This window comes from Sphingomonas sp. Root710, assembly GCF_001429065.1.
Lineage (GTDB): Bacteria > Pseudomonadota > Alphaproteobacteria > Sphingomonadales > Sphingomonadaceae > Rhizorhabdus.
Map to the genome: position 1 here is coordinate 330783 of NZ_LMIB01000016.1, position 17957 is coordinate 348739.

A 17957-nucleotide genomic window follows, 5' to 3' on the forward strand; every position below is an offset into this window, starting at 1 on the left:
GATGGAAACCCGGTCGAACCATGTGCTCGTCGGCGGCGTCGTGCTGGCGCTGCTCGTCGCGCTGCTGGCCTTCATCGTCTGGCTGGCGGGATTCAACACATCCGCCGAACAGCGCTATGACATCTTCTTCAAGACCTCGGTCGACGGTCTCGCCAAAGGGTCGCCGGTGACCTTCGCAGGTGTGCCGGTCGGCAAGATCGAGGAGATCAAGCTGCTGCCCGACAGCCCCGAGTTCGTCCGCGTCCGCATCGCGATCGACAATGAAACCCCGATCCTGCAGGGCACCACCGCGACGATCGCCGGGGTCGGCTTCACCGGGGTCAGCCAGATCAACCTCGATGGCGCCATCAAGGGCGCGCCGCCCATCGTCGAACCCGGCCCCTATGGCGAGCCGGTGATCCCGACCAAGCCGGGCGCGCTGGGAGAGCTGCTCAGCTCCGCGCCCGAACTGCTCAACCGGATCTCGTCGCTGACCGAGCGGCTGACGCTGCTGCTCGACGACAAGAACCAGAAATCGATCAGCGGCATCCTCGCCAATGTCGACCGGCTGTCGGGCGACCTGGCCGACCGCGGGCCCGAGATCGCCGCCGCGATCGTCCAGCTCAAGGCGACGATGCAGCAGGCGGGCGATGCCGCCGAACGGGTCGGCGACCTCGCCGAGACGACCAATGGCGTGATGGGGAGTGAGGTCCGCCCCGCCATGGCCAACCTCAACAAGGCGACCAACGCCGCCCAGCACACGATGGAATCGCTCGACCAGGCGATTACCGACGCGCGGCCCGGCATCAAGGCCTTCTCGACCCAGACCGTGCCGCAGATCAACCAGCTCGCCCGTAACCTTGCCGAGATGTCCGAATCGCTCAACGCGATCTCGGCCAAGCTCGACCGCGGGGGCGCGGGCGCCGTGCTCGGCGGGTCGAAACTGCCCGACTATAAGGGACAATGAGAATGACGATCCGCCGCTCGCTCGTAGCGCTTTCCATCGCCGGGCTTCTGTCGGGCTGCATCAGCTTCGGCGAGAAGCCGCCCAAGGCGCTGCTCGGCCTTACCTCCGACGCGCGGGTCGCTGCCGATCAGGGCAAGGTCGTCAGCGATGCGAACGCGGTCAGCGTCGCGCTGCCTGCCTTGCCCCCGGCGTTGCGCAACCAGCGGCTTGCGGTCCAGTCGGGCGCGGCCTTCGCCTATCTGCCCAAATCGGCCTGGGTCGACACCCCGGCCAGCATGTTTCGCACCGTCCTCGCCGAGACGATCGAAGCGAAGACCGGACGCTTCGTCCCCGACCAGCGCAACGCCGCAATAACCCCCGACACGCGGCTCGGCGGCACGCTCAGCGCCTTCCAGCTGCTGGGCGGGCAGGGCCGGGTACTGGTGATGTTCGACGCGACGCTGTCGAAGAGCGGATCGGACCAGATCCGCACCCGCCGTTTCGAGGCGACCGCGCCGGTGGCGAAGGAGGACCCCGCGAGCGTCAGCGCCGCCTTGAACCGCGCGGCGAATGCGGTGGCGGGGGACGTCGCGGATTGGGTAGGCGGCGCTTAAGTCAGCCGGCTCCACCCGTCCCAGAGCAGTTTCGCACCGAGCAGAACGGTCAGCCAATAGACGAAGCTGTAGAGGCGGTCCGCATCGACCTTGCGGACCAGCCAAACGCCAGTGAAGGTCGCGGCGATGGCCACCGGCATGAGCGCCGCCGCAGCGATCAGGTTGACCGGGGTGAATTGGCCCATCGCGGCATAGGCAGGCACTTTCACCCAGTTGACCGCGGCGAAGAAGATCACCGTCGTGCCGACGAAGATATCGCGCGGCAGCCGCTGCGGCATGACCCATAGCTGATAGGGCGGTGCGCCGGCATGCGCGATCTGGCTGGTCAGCCCCGACACCGCGCCGCAGCCTATGCCGACCCAACCGGGCAGGACATGGCGCGGCGCGGCGCGCCGACCGCGCCCCATCCAGAGCTGTTGTCCAGCAAAGAGTATCGAGATGAGCCCGAGCGCGATCAATATCCACGCCTCGGACAGACTCGTCGCGAAGAGATAGCCGAGCGCCACGCCGACGACTGCGCTGGGCAGCATCAGCAGCATGATCCGCCGGTCCCAGCTATGGCGGAATGACCAGACCCCGACCGCGTCCTGGACGATGAGCAGCGGCAGCAGCACTGCGGCGGCCTGCACCGGCGGCATCGCCTGCGCCATCACCGGCATCGCCAGCGTGCCGACGCCGATGAAGCCGCCCTTGCCCAGGCCGATCATGATGACCGCCGGGATTCCCAGCAGCCAGAACCAGGGATCGTGAAGGATCGCCGGGTCCGGGATCAAGCCCGGACGGCCTTCGCGATCCCGTCGAGCAGACCGTTGACGAAGCCCTTTTCGCGCTTGTCGTAGAAGGCGTCGGCGACGTCGACATATTCGCTGATCACCGTCGCGGTGGGCACGTCGGGCCGGGCGATCAGTTCATAGGCGCCGACCCGCAAAATCTGGCGCATCGGCTTGTCGAGCCGCTCGAGCGTCCAGCCCGAGGCGAGTTTGGCGCTGATCGCGGCGTCGACCTCGGCGCGGCGCGCGTCGACGCCTTTCACCAGATCGTCGAAGAAGCTGACCTCGGCCGCCGCATATTCGACATCCTCGATCGTCGCGCCCAGCCGGTGCTGGTGGAACTCGTCGAGCAGCTGGGCGAGCGGGGTACCCTCCATCTCCTGCTGATAGAGCGCCTGCGCGGCGGCGAGGCGAGCGGCGCTCCGCGACTTCGAACGTTCGTTGATCTTGGCCATGGCGATGTTCGTTCCGGTCATTTGTACTGTTAAGTCCCTGCCCTTCAGGGGAGGGGTTGGGGTGGGGCCTGTCCTCCAGCGCGGCGTCTGGGGCAAGGCCCCACCCCCGTCCCAGTGTGAGGTCGGTCAGGCCCCCGGCCTGACCTGAACCGTGCGGGGCACGGTTCACCTACACTCCTCAAGGGGAGGGGTGAAAGCAGTTCACTATCGTTCCAGTCGTGCCGCGACCGACGCCGCGTGCGCGGGCAGCCCCTCGGCCTTGGCCAGCGCCACTGCCGCCGGGCCGATGGCAGCGATCGCGCCCGCGTCCAGAGCGATGAAGCTGGTGCGTTTCATGAAGTCGAGCACCGACAACCCCGAGGCGAAGCGCGCGCGGCGGCCGGTCGGCAGGACATGGTTCGGCCCTGCGACATAATCGCCGACCGCTTCGGGCGCGTGGCGGCCCAGAAAGACCGATCCGGCGTGGCGGACCCGGTCGAACAGCGCCTGGGGATCGGCGACCGCGAGTTCGAGATGTTCGGGGGCGAGCCGGTCGCTGAGCGCGGGCACCTCGTCGAGGCTGGCGACGAGGATGATCGCGCCATTGGCCTGCCAGCTCGCCCGCGCGGTCGCTTCGGTCTTCAGCGTGCCGAGCTGTGCCTCGACCGCGTCGGCCACCGCGTCGGCGAAGGCCGCATCATCGGTGAACAGGATCGACTGGCTGGTCGGATCGTGCTCGGCCTGGCTGAGCAGGTCGGCGGCGATCCAGGCGGGATCGTTATCGCTGTCTGCGACCACCACGATCTCCGACGGGCCCGCGACCATGTCGATCCCAACGACGCCGTAGAGCTGGCGCTTCGCCTCGGCGACCCAGGCGTTGCCGGGCCCGACGATGACGTCGACCGGGCGGATGCGCGCCGTGCCATAAGCGAGCGCGGCGATCGCCTGCGCGCCGCCGATCCGCCAGACCTCGTCGACCCCGGCGAGCGCGGCGGCGGCGAGAACGAGCGGGTTGACCACGCCGTCGGGGGTCGGCGTCACCATCACCAGCCGGTCGACGCCCGCGACCTTGGCGGGGATCGCGTTCATCAGCACCGAGGAGGGATAGGCCGCGCGGCCACCCGGCACATAGAGCCCGGCGGCCTCGACCGCGCCCCAGCGCGCACCCATGCGGACGCCCGCCGCGTCGGTGCGGCTGCTATCGGCGGGGCGCTGCTCGGCATGGTAGGTTCTGATACGCTCGGCGGCGAGTTCGAGTGCGGCACGCAGGTCCCGATCGAGCTCGGCAAGCGCGATGTCGCAGGTGCTACGCTCGATCCGCCAGCCCGAGGAATCGAGATCGTGGCGGTCGAATCGCTTGGTATAATCGGCGAGCGCGGCATCGCCCTGCGCGCGCACCGCCGCGACGATCGCGGTCACGTCGCGCGACACATCCCCGTCAGCCTCGCGCCGGCCGTCGACCAGTGCGGTGAAGGCGGCGGCGAAACCCGGATCGCGGCTATCAAGCCGAAGCGGCATCTTTAATTCCTACCGCGCGGCGGAAGCCCTCGACCAGCGGCGCGATCTCGCCCGCACGAGTCTTGAAGGCGGCGCGGTTGACGATCAGCCGCGACGAGATGTCGGCGATCTTCTCGATCTCGGCCAGGCCGTTGGCCTTCAGGGTGCTGCCGGTCGAGACGAGATCGACGATCCGGCTCGACAGGCCGAGCACCGGTGCGATCTCCATCGCGCCGTTGAGCTTGACGCATTCGGCCTGCACCCCGCGCGCCTCGAAATGGCGGCGGGTGATGTTGGGATATTTGGTCGCGACGCGGACATGGCTCCACTCGCGCGGATCGTCGCCCGCGGCCATCGCCACCGGTTCGGCGACCGAGATGCGGCAATGGCCGATGTTCAGATCGACCGGCGCATAAAGCTCCGAATAGTCGAACTCCATCAGCACGTCCGACCCGACGATGCCGAGCTGCGCCGCGCCATGCGCGACGAAGGTGGCGACGTCGAAGGCGCGGACGCGGATCAGGCCGATATCGGGCCGGTTGGTGGCGAAGCGCAGCAGGCGGCTGTCCTTGTCGCCGAACGCCGCTTCGGGCACGATGCCCTGCGCGGCGAACAGCGGCAGCACTTCCTTCAGGATGCGGCCCTTCGGCACGGCGATGATGATCTGATCGGTCATTGCGCGCGGGCCATAGAACAGCGGGGGTCTGCTGACAACAAAGCCTCGCCGTTCCCCATATCCGTCATCCTCGCGAAAGCAGGGATCCATGGACGGCGGCAGATAAAATCTAGAACGGCCCGCTTCCATGGATTCCCGCTTTCGCGGGAATGACGAGGAAGGGAGGGGATCAGACGACGGATCAGAGCAATTCGCGAATCGCCAGCGCGCCGAGGATCAGGAAGATGATCGCGGCCGCGATCCGCATCACCCGCATCGGAATCAGACGGGTGATCCGGTCGCCCAGGAAGACCGCGGGGACATTGGCGATCATCATGCCCAGCGTGGTGCCGATCGCGACCAGATCGACCGCATGATAGCGCGCGCCTAGCGCGACGGTGGCGATCTGGGTCTTGTCGCCCATCTCCGCCATGAAGAAGGCGACCAGCGTCGTCAGGAAGACACCATGACGCGCAGGCTTTTCGGCCTCTTCATCGTCGACGCTGTCGGGCACCAGGATCCACGCCGCCATGGCGAGGAAGCCGAGCGCGACCGCGAGGCGGAACCAATAGCCGTCGAGCAGCCCCGATATCGCCGAACCCGCCCAGGCGGCGAGGGCATGGTTGACGATGGTCGCGGCGAAGATCCCGGCGATGATCGGCCAGGGCGCCCGGAAGCGCGCGGCGAGGATGATCGCGAGCAGCATCGTCTTGTCGCCGATTTCGGCGAAGGCGACGAGCAGGGTGGAGGCGAGGATGATGTCCATGACTATTCCGGGCCGGGCAGGCAGTGACGGACGACACCATGACCCCCGCCCGGCAGGCGAGGTCAGGTGTCATCGGTCTCGCCAAGGTCTTTCGGACCCTGATCGCGCCATGAGGTCTCCCCCAAGTATGTTGACGCGATTCCCGTTCGGTGCGGAACGGCCGGCTACTCCCCGGATGACGGGTGCGGGGTAGGGGATGAGGGTGAGGGGGTCAACCTTAGTTAGCCCTCTCCCGTTTTCACGGGAGAGGGTTGGGTGAGGGTCTTCTTCTTTCTTCATGGTAGCGCCGAGGAAGAAACAAGAAGACCCTCACCTTCCCGCTGCGCGGGCCCCTTCCTCTCCCGCGAAGGCGGGAGAGGGGTAGATTCCGCGTCACCCGTTCCGGGCGGTCTCGAACAGGAACCAGGCGCGTTCCTCGGCCTGGTCGGTCCAGTCGTCGAGGATGCCGCTGGTGGCGTTGTCCTTGGCCTCGTCGACGATGTCCTTGGCCTGGCGCAGCTTGGCGACCAGCGCGAGATTGTCGTCGCGCAATTCCTTGAGCATGTCGGTGGCGCTGACGAAATCGGCGTCATTGTCCTTGATCGACTGGCGGCGGGCAATGTCGCCGATCGAGCGCAGCGTGGTGTTGCCGGTCTTGCGGACGCGTTCGGCGATGACGTCGGTGGTGGCGAGGATCTGGGCCGCCTGGTCGTCGAGCATCAGATGATAGTCGCGGAAATGCGGACCCGAGACGTGCCAGTGGAAATTCTTGGTCTTGAAATAGAGCGCGAAGCTGTCTGCCAATATGCCGTTGAGTGCGTCGGCGACGTTCATCGCGCTGTTGCTCTTCAGGTCGGTGGGTGTCGCCAGCGGCGACTTGGGTTTCTTGGCCATGTCGAGGAACTCCGATTCGATTCGCTGCTCTAACGAGCAATCTGGCAAAAGGTGGCGCTAACGTCGTCTGAAAAAGCTCGTTCGCAGATATCGATCCGCTCGATCAGCAAAAGCCGGGAAAAACCGCACGGCCGCTTGACTCTTTCGGCCATCCAAAGCTAAGGGCCCCTCCGATCAGCAGCGGCGGCGACGCCGCTTTACTTTTTTATATCGATAAGGGTTTCGGGTCATGGCCAAGCCGACCACCGTCAAGATCAAGCTCGTCAGCTCGGCTGACACCGGCTTCTTCTACGTCACCAAGAAGAATCCGCGCACCCAGACCGAGAAGCTGAGCTTCCGCAAGTACGACCCGGTCGTGCGCAAGCATGTCGACTTCAAGGAAGCCAAGATCAAGTAATCTGGCCGGGCTGTTCGCGGCCCGCTGATTGCCTGAAGGCCCTAGCGCCCGCCCTTACCCGGCGGGCGTTTGCGTTATTGTTTGGCCTCAGTCGCCGGCGGTCACATCCGTGACCCACGGCTCGCTTTGCGAGCCGATCTCCGCCTACGGACTGCCCCCGGCAGTCCGCGGATCGGCTCCGATCCTCTCCGGACTGCGTCCGGGTCCGGCGCGCGCTTCGCGCTTGCGGAGCCCTGACGGGCTCCGACGCTGAACTCTAGTGAAGAATCGGGACGCGTGGCGTCCCACAAGGCCGAACGGCCGCCCGAGCTTATGCGAGGATCGTAGGCGACCAGCGGACTGCCGGGGGCAGTCCGCCGCCGAAGATCGGCTTACAGAGCAAGCCGTGGGCAGGGCGGATGCCCTGCGCCCGGCGCTTGAGGGCTAAATCAAAAGACTCTTACCCCGCCCTTTTAAACCCGTCGCCCAGCGGCCCGGCCAGTCCCTCGACCGCCGAGACGAATCGGCTCACCGAGATCGGCTTGGAAACATAGGCGTCGGCCCCCGCCTGGCGGACGCGACCTTCGTCGCCCTTGCCGGCATAGGCGGTGACCGCCATCACCGGGATCGAATCGAGCGCGGCTTCGGCCTTCATCAGGCGGATCAGCTCGACCCCGCTGATGTGCGGCAGCTGAATATCCATGATCACCAGATGGGGGATGAAGGCGCGAATCGCGTCGAGCGCCTCGCGCGCGTCGCGAACCGTGCGGACCTCGGCGCCATGCGCCTCGAGCAGGTCACGGAAGAGCCGAAGGTTCAGCTCATTATCCTCGACAATCAGGACTTTTTTCGCCACGGCTGCAACACCTACCCGAGCTTCGAGCCTAAGTCATGCCCCCCGCAGAATCCAACCCCGCGAATCTACGAGGCGGGCATAGCGAAAACAGGACGGTGACGGCGCTGAATGCGCTCGTCTGGACGCTCGAGGACCCCGCGCGCGCGAAGCGGCTGCTCGACCTGACCGGGCTGACCCCCGATGCGTTGCGCGCGGGCGCCGGGGACGCGCATGTCCTGGGGGCGCTGCTCGATTTCCTGGCGGCGCACGAGCCCGACCTGATCGCCTGCGCGGAAGCGATCGGGGTATCGCCCGGGGACCTTATCCGCGTCCGCGATGCGCTGACATCCGGAGGCCATGAGGGATGAGCCGCCCGCTGCTGATCACCGATTGCGACGAGGTCCTCCTCCACATGGTGACCCCGTTCGAAGCCTGGCTCGACGAGGCGCACGACATCGCCTTCGCGATGGAGCAGCCCGACTTCGTCAACGCACTGACCCGCCGCGCCGACAACAGCGTGGTCGAGACCGAGCATATCGGCCCGCTGCTCGACCGCTTCTTCACCACCGAGATGCACCGCCAGACGCTGGTGCCGTATGCGGCCCGGGCGCTGGCGACGATCGCCGAGCTGGCCGACATCGTGGTGCTGACCAACCTGACCGACGAATTCCACGGCAGCCGCGTCGCCCAGCTCGACGCGGTCGGCATCCGCCACCGCGTCCAGTGCAACCAGGGGGGCAAGGGCAAGCCGGTCGCCGACATCGTCGCCGAATATGGGCCGAGCGTCACGGTCTTCGTCGACGACCTCGCCCAGCATCACGCTTCGGTCGCGCGCCATGCGCCCGAGGTGTTCCGCCTCCACATGATCGCCGAACCCCGCATCGCCCGCCACCGCGCGCCCGCGCCCGACGCGCATGCGCGGATCGACGACTGGGCCGACGCGCTGCCCTGGATCATCGCCAGGTTTGCCGGTGAAGAGTGATTTGCGCCCGGCTGTGCCGGGAGCGGGGCGGTGCCGAAACTGCGAAGCGCAGCAAAGCGCCCGCTTGACGCTATAAGCGTTAACAGGACAGAAGACCGCATGAGCATCGACGCGCGTATCGCCGACCTCGGCATCACCCTTCCCGCCCCGGCCGCGCCGGTCGCGTCCTATGTCCCGGCGGTCGAGGTGAATGGCACCCTCTATATTTCTGGCCAGCTGCCGTTTCGCGAGGACGGCAGCATCGTCACCGGCCGGCTGGGCCAGGATGTCGACCTCGCGGCGGGCGTGGACGCGGCGAAGCGCTGCGGGATCATGCTGATCGCGCAGATCAAGGCTGCGCTGGGCGGCGATCTGTCGCGGGTCGAGCGGATCGTCAAGCTGGGCGCCTTCGTCTCGTCCACCGCCGACTTCACCGATCAGGCCAAGGTGGCCAATGGCGCGTCGGAGCTGATGCAGGCGGTGTTCGGCGAGGCCGGCCGCCACGCCCGCAGCGCGGTGGCGACGCCGGTTCTGCCGCTGGGGGCCGCCGTGGAGATCGACGCCATTGTCGCTGTTCGGCCTCTTTGACCGGTTCCGTTTTCCCGTCCCCGACGCCCGGCGCGTCGGCTTTCTGACGCGCACGCCCTTCGCCGACCGCGGGCTGCACGGCCAGCGCCATCCCGAGAACAGCCGCGCCGCGATCGAGGCGGCGGTGTCGATGGGCTATGGCGTCAAGGTCGACGTCCAGTTCAGCCTCGACGGGCTGGCCTATGTCATCACCGATCCGACGATCGACCGGGTCACCGAGGAAAGCGGCCAGATCCGCCATCTGTCGGGCAAGCATCTCGCCGAGATCAGGCTGCGCAACAGCGACGAGACGATTCCGCAGCTCAAGGAGATATTGGGCCTCGTCGCCGGGCGCACGCCGGTGCTCGTCGAGCTGAAGGCGATCGAAGGCCATGTCTCGCAGCTGTGCGTCGCGGTGCGCCATGCGATCGAGGGCTATCGCGGCGAGGCGGCGGTGATGTCGCTGCATGGCGAGGTGCCGCGCTGGTTCGCATCGCATGGCGAGCGGATCACCCGCGGGCTGATGCTGTCCGACGCCAGTGCCTATGCCAAGGAGGAGAGCAGCGAGAAGATCAAGGCGCTGTGGCGCGCGCGGCCCGAATTCCTGGTGATCGACATCCACGACCTGCCCAACCGCTTCGCCGCGCGGCAGCGCAGGCGCGGCATCCCGATCCTGACCTGGCCGGTGCGGTCGGCCGAGCAACAGGCGATCGCCGCCGATTGCGCCGATCAGATCATCTTCGAGGCCCCGGGATGGTGAGCGAGCCGTGACCGATATTTCCGCTCGGATGGCGGAGGGGGTTGCCAGTTTCACGCGCGATGATTGGGACGCCTGCGCCGGGCACGACAATCCCTTCGTCAGCCATGATTTCCTGAGTGCGCTCGAAGATTCGGGCAGCGCGGTGGCGCGGACCGGGTGGCAGCCGGTGCCGATCGCGATCGACGGGCCCGACGGCAGGCCCGCCGCGATCCTGCCCGCTTATGCCAAGAGCCACAGCCAGGGCGAATATGTGTTCGACCATGGCTGGGCCGACGCCTGGCAGCGCGCGGGCGGGGACTATTATCCCAAACTGCAGATCGCGGCCCCGTTCAGTCCTGTTCCCGGTCCTCGATTGCTGCTGCGCGACCCGTCGCTGGCCGCGCCGCTGATCGCCGCCGCCGAGATGGTGGTGCGCAACAACGAGCTGTCCTCGGCGCACGCGACCTTCGTCGAGCCCGGCCAGATCGGCCTGTTCGAGGATGCCGGCTGGCTGATCCGCACCGACCGCCAGTTTCACTGGAGCAACCGCGGCTATGCGAGCTTCGATGATTTCCTCGGCCAACTCACCTCGCGCAAGCGCAAGGCGATCCGCAAGGAACGCGCCGCGGCGGTCGAAGGTCTGGAGATCGTCCATCTGAGCGGCGATGCCATTGAGGAGCGGCATTGGGACGCCTTCTGGCAATTCTACCAGGATACCGGCGCGCGCAAATGGGGCCGCCCCTATCTCAGCCGCGCCTTCTTCACCCTGCTGGGGCAGCGGATGGCGGACCGGGTGCTGCTGATCATGGCGCTGCGCGACGGCACGCCGATTGCGGGGGCGCTCAACCTGATCGGCGCCGACGCGCTCTACGGCCGCAACTGGGGCTGCATCGAGGAGGTGCCCTTTCTGCATTTCGAGCTCTGCTACTATCAGGCGATCGAAGCGGCGATCGCACGCGGGCTGCAACGGGTCGAAGCCGGAGCGCAGGGCGAACACAAGCTGGCGCGCGGCTATGAGCCGGTGCCGACCTTCTCGGCGCACTTCATCCCCAATCCGGGGTTCCGCAAAGCCGTGGCCGATTATCTGGAGCGCGAGCGCGCGGCGGTGGCCATGAATATCACGGATTTGGCCGAATATACGCCGTTCAAGAAAAGCTGATCCGGGACATTTTAGTGGCCCGCAAGGCTGAACGGCCGCCCGAGCTTATGCGAGGAAGCCAAGGCCAGCGCAGGCTGGCCGCCCGGCGTTTGAGGGCGCCCGCACAAGCGCGGGCTAACAAACTACGCCGCCAAGCGATTCCCGAAGCCGAGCATCGCGCGCGCCTGGCGCTGTGCCTCGATGATCTCGCGCGCGGTCATGTCCTCGGCGATCTCGGCGCGGCATTCCATCGCGCGGAGATTGCCGCCGAGGGCTGCGATGTTGAACCATTTATGCGCCGCGATCAGATCGAGCGGGCAGCCGTCGGCCCCCGCCGAGAAGGAGACGCCCAGTTCGAAACAGGCGTCGATATCGCCGCGCATCGCGTCGCGCAGACGCGATTCGGTCAGGAAGTGCTGCGACTTGAGACTGTGACCCATAGCTCGCTCCCATCAAATGCGGGAGCGTGGCGGCACATCTTGCTGGTCGACCGCCTCGGTCCCAACAAGGTTAACGGCGCGGTGGGGATGTTTTTAAATCAGGGCGCCTCGACCCCAAGATTGTCGATCAGCCGGGTCTTGCCGAGCTTCGCCGCCGCGATCAGCCGGGCGGGGCCGTCGAGCCGCTCGACCGGCTCAAGCGTCGCGGCGTCGACCAGCGCGACATAGTCGATCGGGCTGAAGCCGGCCTCGCCCAGCCGCGCCACCGCCGCCGCCAGCGCCGCGGCGACATCGCCGCCGCGTTCGATCACGGCCTTGGCCTCGCCGAGCGCGCGGGGCAAAGCGCGCGCCACCAGCCGCTCGTCCGGGCTGAGATAGGCGTTGCGCGAGGAGAGGGCGAGCCCGTCATCGTCGCGCTGGGTGGGCACGCCGACGATCTCGATAGGCATGTCGAGATCGGCGACGAAGCGGCGGATCACGGCGAGCTGCTGATAATCCTTCTCGCCGAAGAAGGCGATGTCGGGGGTCACCTGCTGGAACAGCTTGGTGACCACGGTCGCCACCCCGGCGAAATGGCCGGGCCGGGCTGCGCCGTCCCAGCGTTCGCTGACCCCGCCGACCGAGATGCTGGTCGCGAAGCCGGCCGGGTACATGGCGGCGACGTCAGGCGCCCACAGCAGAGCCGCGCCCGCCGCCTCGAGCAGCGCGACATCGGCTGCCTCCCGGCGCGGATAGGCGTCGAGATCCTCATTCGGGCCGAACTGGGTCGGGTTGACGAAGATCGACACGACGACCTGCGCTCCGCGCCCGCGCGCCGCGTCGACCAGCGCGATATGCCCGGCGTGGAGCGCGCCCATGGTCGGCACGAGCGCGACCTTGTCGCCACTTATCCTCAGTTTTGCGACCGCCGCGCGGAGATCGGCTATGTTCCGGACGATTTGCACTGACTATAGACCCCGGTTAGTTGCAAGCTCCTTGAACAAGGCCGGTCGCGCGATCAAGCGCGGTGCGGCGAGGGGAATGGTTTTGTCGAACGCGCATCTGATCGTCTTCGCCAATGAAAAGGGCGGATCGGGAAAATCGACCACCGCGGTGCATGTCGCGGTGGCGCTGGCGACCGCGGGCAAGCGGGTGGCGACGATCGACCTCGACACCCGCCAGCGGACGCTGGCCCGCTATCTGGAAAATCGCGTCGCGACCCAGCAACGCACCGGGGTGACGCTGCCGACGCCGGCGAGCGAGACCTTCGATCCCGCGCGCGGCCATGTCCTGCCCGACATGATCGCCGCCTTCGCCGCCGACCATGACGTCGTCGTCATAGATACGCCGGGCCGCGACGACGAGCATGCCCGTGCCGCGATCGAGCGCGCCGACACGCTGGTCACCCCGATCAACGACAGTTTCATCGATCTCGACCTGATCGGCCAGGTCGATCCCGAGACCTTCAAGATCCGCCGCCCGAGCTTCTATGCCGAATTGGTGTGGGACGCGCGCAAGGCGCGCGGGCGGCTCGACGGCGGCACGGTCGACTGGGTGCTGCTGCGCAACCGCCTCCAGCATCTCGAGGCGCGCAACATGCGCCGCGTCGCCGAGGCGATGCAGGAGCTGGCCAAGCGGGTCGGCTTCCGCGTCATCCCGGGTCTGTCCGAACGCGTCATCTATCGCGAGCTGTTCCCCAAGGGGCTTACCCTGCTCGACCTGAAGGCGATCGGCAGCGACGCCGGGCTGGGCCATATCGCCGCGCGGCAGGAGCTGCGCGAGATGGTGTCGGGCCTCGCGCTCTCGCAATGGCCGCAGCACCAGATGCAGGCGCCCAACCAGGCCGTGGCGGGGTGATCCTGCTCCTGCTGGCGGCCGCCGCGGCCGCCTGGTGGATGTGGGGCCGCAGCCTCAGCCGCAACCAGCTCGTTGCCGCCGCGTCGGCGCTGGCCGGGGGTTTCTTGCTGCTGAAGGGCGCGTGGCAGATCGCGATCCCGATGTTCCTGCCCGGCATCTGGATGCTCGTCCAGCAGGGCCAGACCCCGCGCGCCGATCCGCCTGCGCGGATGGACCGTGACGAGGCCCGCCGCATCCTCGGGCTCGGCCCCGACGCGACCCCGCAGGACATCCAGGCCGCGCATCGCCGGCTGGTGGCGAAGGTCCATCCCGATCAGGGCGGATCGGCCGAACTCGCCAGCCGTGTGAATGCGGCGCGGGACATATTGCTGGCGGAACTGCCCCGGCGCTAAGATGTTGGGACGAACATTCACCCCTCCCCTCAAGGGGAGGGGCTTTCTTTGTCCATGGGAGGCCCCATTTGACCCATCGTTTCGACCCGACCTCGCTGCGCGAATATGATATCCGCGGGATCGTGGGGAAGACGCTGGGGCCGCCCGACGCCTATGCGATCGGGCGCGGCTTCGCGACGCATGTCCGCCGCGCGGGCGGCACGCGGGTTGCGGTCGGCTGGGACGGGCGGGTCTCGTCCGAGTCCCTGCGCGACGAGCTGATCCGCGGCCTCACCGAAAGCGGGGTCGACGTCGTCCGCACCGGCCTCGGCCCCACGCCGATGCTCTATTTCGCCGAAGCGACACTCGAGGTCGACGGCGGCATCCAGATCACCGGCAGCCACAATCCCGCCGACTATAACGGCTTCAAGATGGTGCTCCACCACAAGCCCTTCTTCGCCGATTCGATCCAGTCGATCGGCCGCATGGCCGCCGAGGGCGATTGGGACGAGGGCGCGGGCACGGTCAGCGACGCGGATATCGAGGACCTCTATGTCGACCGGCTGCTCCAGGATTTTTCGGGACACGCGTTCCGGATCGGCTGGGACAACGGCAATGGCGCTGGCGGCCGCATCCTCGAGAAGCTCGTCAGGAAACTGCCCGGCGAGCATCATGTCCTTTATGCCGAGATCGACGGGCGTTTCCCGCATCACCATCCCGACCCGACCGAGGAGAAGAATCTCGCCGACCTGAAGGCGCTCGTTGCCGAGAAGCAGCTCGACTTCGGCATCGCCTTCGACGGCGACGCCGACCGGATCGGCGCAATCGACGGGCAGGGCCGGGTCGTCTGGGGCGACCAGATTCTCTCGATCCTCGCCGAGCCGGTGCTGAAGGACGTCCCCGGCGGCACGATCATCGCCGACGTGAAGGCCAGCCAGGCGCTGTTCGACCGCATCGCCGAACTGGGCGGCACGCCCTGCATGTGGAAGACCGGCCACAGCCTGATCAAGGTCAAGATGGCCGAGACCCACAGCCCGCTGGCGGGCGAGATGTCAGGCCATATCTTCTTCAAGCATCGCTGGTACGGCTTCGACGACGCGCTCTATTCGGCGGTGCGCTTCATTGAGGCGATCAGCCAGCTCGGCGGCTCGCTGACCGCGCTGAAGGACCGCATGCCCGCACTGGTCAACACGCCCGAGCTGCGCTTCCAGGTCGACGAGAGCCGCAAGTTCAAGGTGGTCGAGGAAGTGCTCGACCGGCTGGAGGCGAGCGGCGCGCAGGTCGATCGCACCGACGGCGCCCGGGTCAACACCCCCGATGGCTGGTGGCTGCTGCGCGCGTCGAACACCCAGGACGTGCTGGTGGCGCGCGCCGAGGCGAGGGACCAGCCCGCGCTCGACCGGCTGCTCGCCGAGATCGACGCGCAGCTCGCCGCGTCGGGGCTGGAGCGCGGCCCGCAGGCGGGGCATTGATACGCCTTCTGCCCCTGCCAATCCAAAACCGCTCATCCTGAGGAGCCATTGAGCGGAGGCGAAGCCGTAGCCGAAAAGGCGTCTCGAAGGGTCCTTCGAGACGGGTCTTCGCCAAGCTCAGCCCCTCCTCAGGATGAGCGGATAGGGATTTGGGATGGCCGCTGACCTCCCCGCCCCCCTCGCCAATTGGTTCGCCGCCAAGGGCTGGGGCCCGCGTCGGCATCAGCTCGACATGCTCGCCGCCGCGCGGGCGGGACGGGATGCGCTGCTGGTGGCGCCGACCGGGTCGGGCAAGACGCTCGCAGGCTTCCTAGCCACCCTCGTCCAGCTGATCGAAGCGCCGCAGGACGGGCTGCACACCCTCTATGTCTCGCCGCTCAAAGCGCTGGCGGTCGACGTGCAGCGCAATCTGCTCACCCCGATCGAGGAGATGGGGCTCGACATAAGGGTCGAGACGCGGACCGGCGACACCCCGTCCGACCGCAAGGCGCGGCAGCGGGTGAAGCCGCCGCAGATCCTGCTCACCACACCCGAATCGCTGAGCCTGCTGCTCTCCTATCCCGACAGCGCGGGGCTGTTCGCGAATCTCAAGACGATCGTGATCGACGAGGTCCACGCTTTCGCCACCACCAAGCGCGGTGATCTGCTCGCGCTGTCGATCGCGCGGCTCTCCGCACTGGCCCCCGAGATGCGCCGGGTGGCGCTGTCGGCGACGATCGCCGATCCCGACGCCTATCGCGGCTGGCTGTCGGGCGATGGCGATTATGAGGCGGTCGCGCTGGTGCAGGGCGATCCGGGCGCGCCGCCGCAGATCGACATCCTCATCCCCGAGGGGCGCATTCCCTGGGCGGGCCATTCGGGGCGCTATGCTGCCGAACAGGTGATGGCCGAGATCGAGACCCACAAGACGACGATCATCTTCTGCAACACCCGCAGCCTGGCCGAGCTGATCTTCCAGGATCTGTGGAAGGCCAATGCGATGGGGCTGCCGATCGGCATTCACCACGGGTCGCTGTCGCGGGAAGCACGCCGCAAGGTCGAGGGCGCGATGGCCGAGGGGCGGCTGCGCGCGCTGGTCGCGACCGCGAGCCTCGACCTGGGCGTCGACTGGGGCGATGTCGACCTCGTCATCCAGATGGGCGCGCCCAAGGGAGCGTCACGGCTGCTGCAACGCATCGGCCGCGCCAACCATCGGCTCGACGAGCCGAGCGAGGCGGTGCTCGTGCCCGGCAACCGCTTCGAATATCTGGAGGGCCGCGCCGCCCTGGACGCGATCGAGGCGGGCGAGCTCGACAATGATCCGTTCCGCGCCGGCAGCATCGACGTGCTCGCCCAGCATGTCATGGCGGTGGCCTGCGCCGGGCCGTTCGCGGCGGAGGCGATGCTGACCGAGGTCAACAGCGCCGCGCCCTATGCCACGCTGACCCCCGAACAATTCGACCGCGTGCTGAACTATATCGCCAATGGCGGCTATGCGTTGAAGGCCTATGACAAGTTCAAACGCCTGACCCGCGATACCGACGGGCGCTGGCGGGTCAGTCATCCCAATTTCGCGGTCCAGCACCGGCTGAACGCCGGGATCATCGTCGAGGCGCCGATGCTCGACGTGCGCTTCAAGAATGGCCGCAGCCTCGGCAAGGTCGAGGAGGGGTTCGGCACCACCCTCGCGCCCGGCGATTGCTTCTTCTTCATGGGGATGGCGCTGGAGGTGCAGAAGATCGACCTGACCGACCTGATCGTCCGCGCCACCGCCAAGCCCGCGCGCATCCCGACCTATGGCGGCGCACGCATGCCGATCTCGACCGATCTCGCCGCGCGGGTCCGCGATTATCTCCACGACCCGTCGCAATGGGCGCGCTTTCCCGACGACGTCCGCGAATGGCTGGAGGTCCAGCAGCGCCGCTCGCGCCTGCCCGCACCCGACGAGCTGCTGGTCGAGACATTTCCGCGCGACCAGCGCCATTATATGGTGATCTACAGTTTCGAGGGCTGGAACGCGCACCAGTCGCTCGGCATGTTGCTGACCCGGCGGATGGAGAGCCTGGGCCTGTCGCCGCTCGGCTTCGTCGCGAGCGACTATGCGATCGCCTGCTATTCGCTTGAGCCGGTCACCGATCCGGCGGCGCTGTTCTCGCCCGAGATCCTCGAGGACGAGTTCGTCGACTGGGTCGAGCGCTCGGCGCTGCTCAAGCGCGCCTTTCGCGAGGTCGCGGTGATAGGCGGGCTCGTCGAGCGCCAGCATCCCGGCAAGAAGAAGTCGGGGCGGCAGGTCACCTTCTCGACCGACCTGATCTACGACGTGCTGCGCCGCTACGAGCCCGACCATCTGCTGCTCGACGCCGCCTGGGCCGATGCGCGCGCCAAGATGACCGATGTCGGGCGGCTCAGCCACCTGATCGAGCGGGCGGCGGAGAATATCGTCCATGTCCAGCTCGACCGCGTCTCCCCGCTTGCGGTGCCGGTGCTGGTGCTGATCGGCCGCGAGACGGTGGCGCAGGGGCTGGCCGACGATGTGTTGCTGATCGAGGCTGATGCGCTAGCGGCGGAAGCGATGCGGGAGTGATTTCTTGTTCCCCTCCCTGCCAAGGGAGGGGTTAGGGGTGGGTCATTCCGGCCCATGAGGCAAACTAGTCCGCCACCACTAGCAGCGTAACCCACCCCCGGCCCCTCCCTTGGCAGGGAGGGGAG

At 67.4% G+C, this 17957-nt stretch carries 21 protein-coding genes and 1 riboswitch; of the genes, 12 read left to right on the top strand and 9 right to left on the bottom strand.

What is annotated here, in order from left to right; all coding sequences use genetic code 11:
- Position 1: 1 nt before the first annotated feature.
- Both ASE00_RS18900 and ASE00_RS18905 read left to right on the top strand, forming a co-directional pair.
- A complete protein-coding gene (locus ASE00_RS18900; protein ID WP_056383214.1) occupies positions 2-946 on the top strand; it encodes an MlaD family protein in 945 nt (314 codons plus the stop codon).
- 2 nt (positions 947-948) lie between these two features.
- The gene (locus ASE00_RS18905; protein WP_056383216.1) at positions 949-1539 is read left to right on the top strand and encodes an ABC-type transport auxiliary lipoprotein family protein; all 591 of its coding nucleotides are present in this window, start codon (positions 949-951) and stop codon (positions 1537-1539) included.
- Here ASE00_RS18905 and ASE00_RS18910 read toward each other — a convergent pair.
- The 6 genes from ASE00_RS18910 to ASE00_RS18935 all read right to left on the bottom strand — a co-directional run bounded on the left by ASE00_RS18910 (position 1536) and on the right by ASE00_RS18935 (position 6534).
- Entirely contained in the window at positions 1536-2312 is a 777-nt protein-coding gene (locus ASE00_RS18910) for a sulfite exporter TauE/SafE family protein (protein ID WP_414819865.1), read from the bottom strand. The two genes, ASE00_RS18905 and ASE00_RS18910, sit on opposite strands and share 4 nt — an antisense overlap.
- Positions 2309-2764 (bottom strand): transcription antitermination factor NusB, encoded by a 456-nt coding sequence (gene nusB, locus ASE00_RS18915; protein ID WP_082594846.1) that lies wholly within the window; start codon positions 2762-2764, stop codon positions 2309-2311. The genes ASE00_RS18910 and nusB overlap by 4 nt, the downstream gene beginning before the upstream one ends.
- A gap of 204 nt (positions 2765-2968) precedes the next feature.
- Positions 2969-4261, bottom strand: coding sequence for a histidinol dehydrogenase (gene hisD, locus ASE00_RS18920; protein ID WP_056383217.1), 1293 nt, complete (start codon positions 4259-4261; stop codon positions 2969-2971).
- The gene (gene hisG, locus ASE00_RS18925) at positions 4245-4916 is read right to left on the bottom strand and encodes an ATP phosphoribosyltransferase (RefSeq protein ID WP_056383392.1); all 672 of its coding nucleotides are present in this window, start codon (positions 4914-4916) and stop codon (positions 4245-4247) included. Before hisG ends, hisD begins: the two co-directional genes overlap by 17 nt.
- Before the next feature lie 181 nt (positions 4917-5097).
- On the bottom strand, positions 5098-5661 hold the full coding sequence (locus tag ASE00_RS18930) for a TMEM165/GDT1 family protein (RefSeq protein ID WP_056383219.1): 564 nt from the start codon (positions 5659-5661) through the stop codon (positions 5098-5100).
- Between the two features lie 9 nt (positions 5662-5670).
- A riboswitch (yybP-ykoY riboswitch) is annotated at positions 5671-5847 on the bottom strand.
- A 186-nt stretch (positions 5848-6033) separates the two neighbouring features.
- A complete protein-coding gene (locus ASE00_RS18935; protein ID WP_056383220.1) occupies positions 6034-6534 on the bottom strand; it encodes a Dps family protein in 501 nt (166 codons plus the stop codon).
- Positions 6535-6763: 229 nt separating this feature from the next.
- Between ASE00_RS18935 and rpmG the strand changes: the two genes are divergently transcribed.
- Entirely contained in the window at positions 6764-6931 is a 168-nt protein-coding gene (gene rpmG, locus ASE00_RS18940; protein WP_019516727.1) for a 50S ribosomal protein L33, read from the top strand.
- Positions 6932-7370: 439 nt separating this feature from the next.
- On the opposite strand, the gene ASE00_RS18945 is transcribed toward rpmG, so the two are convergent.
- Positions 7371-7766, bottom strand: coding sequence for a response regulator (locus tag ASE00_RS18945; RefSeq protein ID WP_056383222.1), 396 nt, complete (start codon positions 7764-7766; stop codon positions 7371-7373).
- Positions 7767-7801: 35 nt separating this feature from the next.
- Here ASE00_RS18945 and ASE00_RS18950 point away from each other — a divergent pair, with 35 nt between their 5' ends.
- From ASE00_RS18950 to ASE00_RS18970, 5 genes are all read left to right on the top strand, one after another.
- A complete protein-coding gene (locus tag ASE00_RS18950; protein WP_056383224.1) occupies positions 7802-8113 on the top strand; it encodes a DUF3572 domain-containing protein in 312 nt (103 codons plus the stop codon).
- A complete protein-coding gene (locus tag ASE00_RS18955) occupies positions 8110-8727 on the top strand; it encodes a hypothetical protein (protein WP_056383226.1) in 618 nt (205 codons plus the stop codon). Before ASE00_RS18950 ends, ASE00_RS18955 begins: the two co-directional genes overlap by 4 nt.
- A 99-nt stretch (positions 8728-8826) precedes the next feature.
- Positions 8827-9294 carry a RidA family protein gene (locus tag ASE00_RS18960; protein ID WP_056383229.1) on the top strand — a complete coding sequence of 156 codons (468 nt, stop codon included), beginning with the start codon at positions 8827-8829 and terminating at the stop codon, positions 9292-9294.
- Positions 9272-10033, top strand: a complete 762-nt coding sequence (locus ASE00_RS18965) for a glycerophosphodiester phosphodiesterase family protein (RefSeq protein WP_056383231.1) — start codon at positions 9272-9274, stop codon at positions 10031-10033. Before ASE00_RS18960 ends, ASE00_RS18965 begins: the two co-directional genes overlap by 23 nt.
- A gap of 28 nt (positions 10034-10061) precedes the next feature.
- Complete coding sequence (locus ASE00_RS18970) at positions 10062-11171, top strand: GNAT family N-acetyltransferase (protein ID WP_056383233.1); 1110 nt, start codon at positions 10062-10064, stop codon at positions 11169-11171.
- Between the two features lie 122 nt (positions 11172-11293).
- Here ASE00_RS18970 and ASE00_RS18975 read toward each other — a convergent pair whose 3' ends face one another.
- A complete protein-coding gene (locus ASE00_RS18975; protein ID WP_056383235.1) occupies positions 11294-11590 on the bottom strand; it encodes a hypothetical protein in 297 nt (98 codons plus the stop codon).
- 98 nt (positions 11591-11688) lie between these two features.
- The gene (gene panC / locus ASE00_RS18980; RefSeq protein WP_056383237.1) at positions 11689-12534 is read right to left on the bottom strand and encodes a pantoate--beta-alanine ligase; all 846 of its coding nucleotides are present in this window, start codon (positions 12532-12534) and stop codon (positions 11689-11691) included.
- Positions 12535-12610: 76 nt separating this feature from the next.
- On the opposite strand from panC, the gene ASE00_RS18985 reads away from it, so the two are divergent.
- The 4 genes from ASE00_RS18985 (at position 12611) to ASE00_RS19000 (ending at position 17832) form a co-directional block, all read left to right on the top strand.
- Positions 12611-13426, top strand: a complete 816-nt coding sequence (locus ASE00_RS18985) for a division plane positioning ATPase MipZ (protein ID WP_056383240.1) — start codon at positions 12611-12613, stop codon at positions 13424-13426.
- Complete coding sequence (locus ASE00_RS18990) at positions 13423-13818, top strand: DnaJ domain-containing protein (protein ID WP_056383243.1); 396 nt, start codon at positions 13423-13425, stop codon at positions 13816-13818. The genes ASE00_RS18985 and ASE00_RS18990 overlap by 4 nt, the downstream gene beginning before the upstream one ends.
- Before the next feature lie 68 nt (positions 13819-13886).
- Positions 13887-15269: a phosphoglucomutase/phosphomannomutase PgmG gene (gene pgmG, locus ASE00_RS18995; protein ID WP_056383246.1), complete on the top strand. Its 1383-nt coding sequence runs from the start codon at positions 13887-13889 to the stop codon at positions 15267-15269.
- A 154-nt stretch (positions 15270-15423) separates the two neighbouring features.
- Complete coding sequence (locus ASE00_RS19000) at positions 15424-17832, top strand: ligase-associated DNA damage response DEXH box helicase (RefSeq protein ID WP_082594847.1); 2409 nt, start codon at positions 15424-15426, stop codon at positions 17830-17832.
- Positions 17833-17957 lie beyond the last annotated feature (125 nt).

Bases quoted from the DNA above. Each gene is read 5' to 3' on its own strand.
- ASE00_RS18900 (WP_056383214.1), top strand. From the start codon at position 2: ATGGAAACCCGGTCGAACCATGTGCTCGTCGGCGGCGTCGTGCTGGCG.
- ASE00_RS18905 (WP_056383216.1), top strand. From the start codon at position 949: ATGACGATCCGCCGCTCGCTCGTAGCGCTTTCCATCGCCGGGCTTCTG.
- nusB (WP_082594846.1), bottom strand. From the start codon at position 2,764: ATGGCCAAGATCAACGAACGTTCGAAGTCGCGGAGCGCCGCTCGCCTC.
- hisD (WP_056383217.1), bottom strand. From the start codon at position 4,261: ATGCCGCTTCGGCTTGATAGCCGCGATCCGGGTTTCGCCGCCGCCTTC.
- hisG (WP_056383392.1), bottom strand. From the start codon at position 4,916: ATGACCGATCAGATCATCATCGCCGTGCCGAAGGGCCGCATCCTGAAG.
- ASE00_RS18930 (WP_056383219.1), bottom strand. From the start codon at position 5,661: ATGGACATCATCCTCGCCTCCACCCTGCTCGTCGCCTTCGCCGAAATC.
- ASE00_RS18935 (WP_056383220.1), bottom strand. From the start codon at position 6,534: ATGGCCAAGAAACCCAAGTCGCCGCTGGCGACACCCACCGACCTGAAG.
- rpmG (WP_019516727.1), top strand. From the start codon at position 6,764: ATGGCCAAGCCGACCACCGTCAAGATCAAGCTCGTCAGCTCGGCTGAC.
- ASE00_RS18950 (WP_056383224.1), top strand. From the start codon at position 7,802: ATGCCCCCCGCAGAATCCAACCCCGCGAATCTACGAGGCGGGCATAGC.
- ASE00_RS18955 (WP_056383226.1), top strand. From the start codon at position 8,110: ATGAGCCGCCCGCTGCTGATCACCGATTGCGACGAGGTCCTCCTCCAC.
- ASE00_RS18960 (WP_056383229.1), top strand. From the start codon at position 8,827: ATGAGCATCGACGCGCGTATCGCCGACCTCGGCATCACCCTTCCCGCC.
- ASE00_RS18970 (WP_056383233.1), top strand. From the start codon at position 10,062: ATGGCGGAGGGGGTTGCCAGTTTCACGCGCGATGATTGGGACGCCTGC.
- ASE00_RS18975 (WP_056383235.1), bottom strand. From the start codon at position 11,590: ATGGGTCACAGTCTCAAGTCGCAGCACTTCCTGACCGAATCGCGTCTG.
- ASE00_RS18985 (WP_056383240.1), top strand. From the start codon at position 12,611: ATGGTTTTGTCGAACGCGCATCTGATCGTCTTCGCCAATGAAAAGGGC.
- ASE00_RS19000 (WP_082594847.1), top strand. From the start codon at position 15,424: ATGGCCGCTGACCTCCCCGCCCCCCTCGCCAATTGGTTCGCCGCCAAG.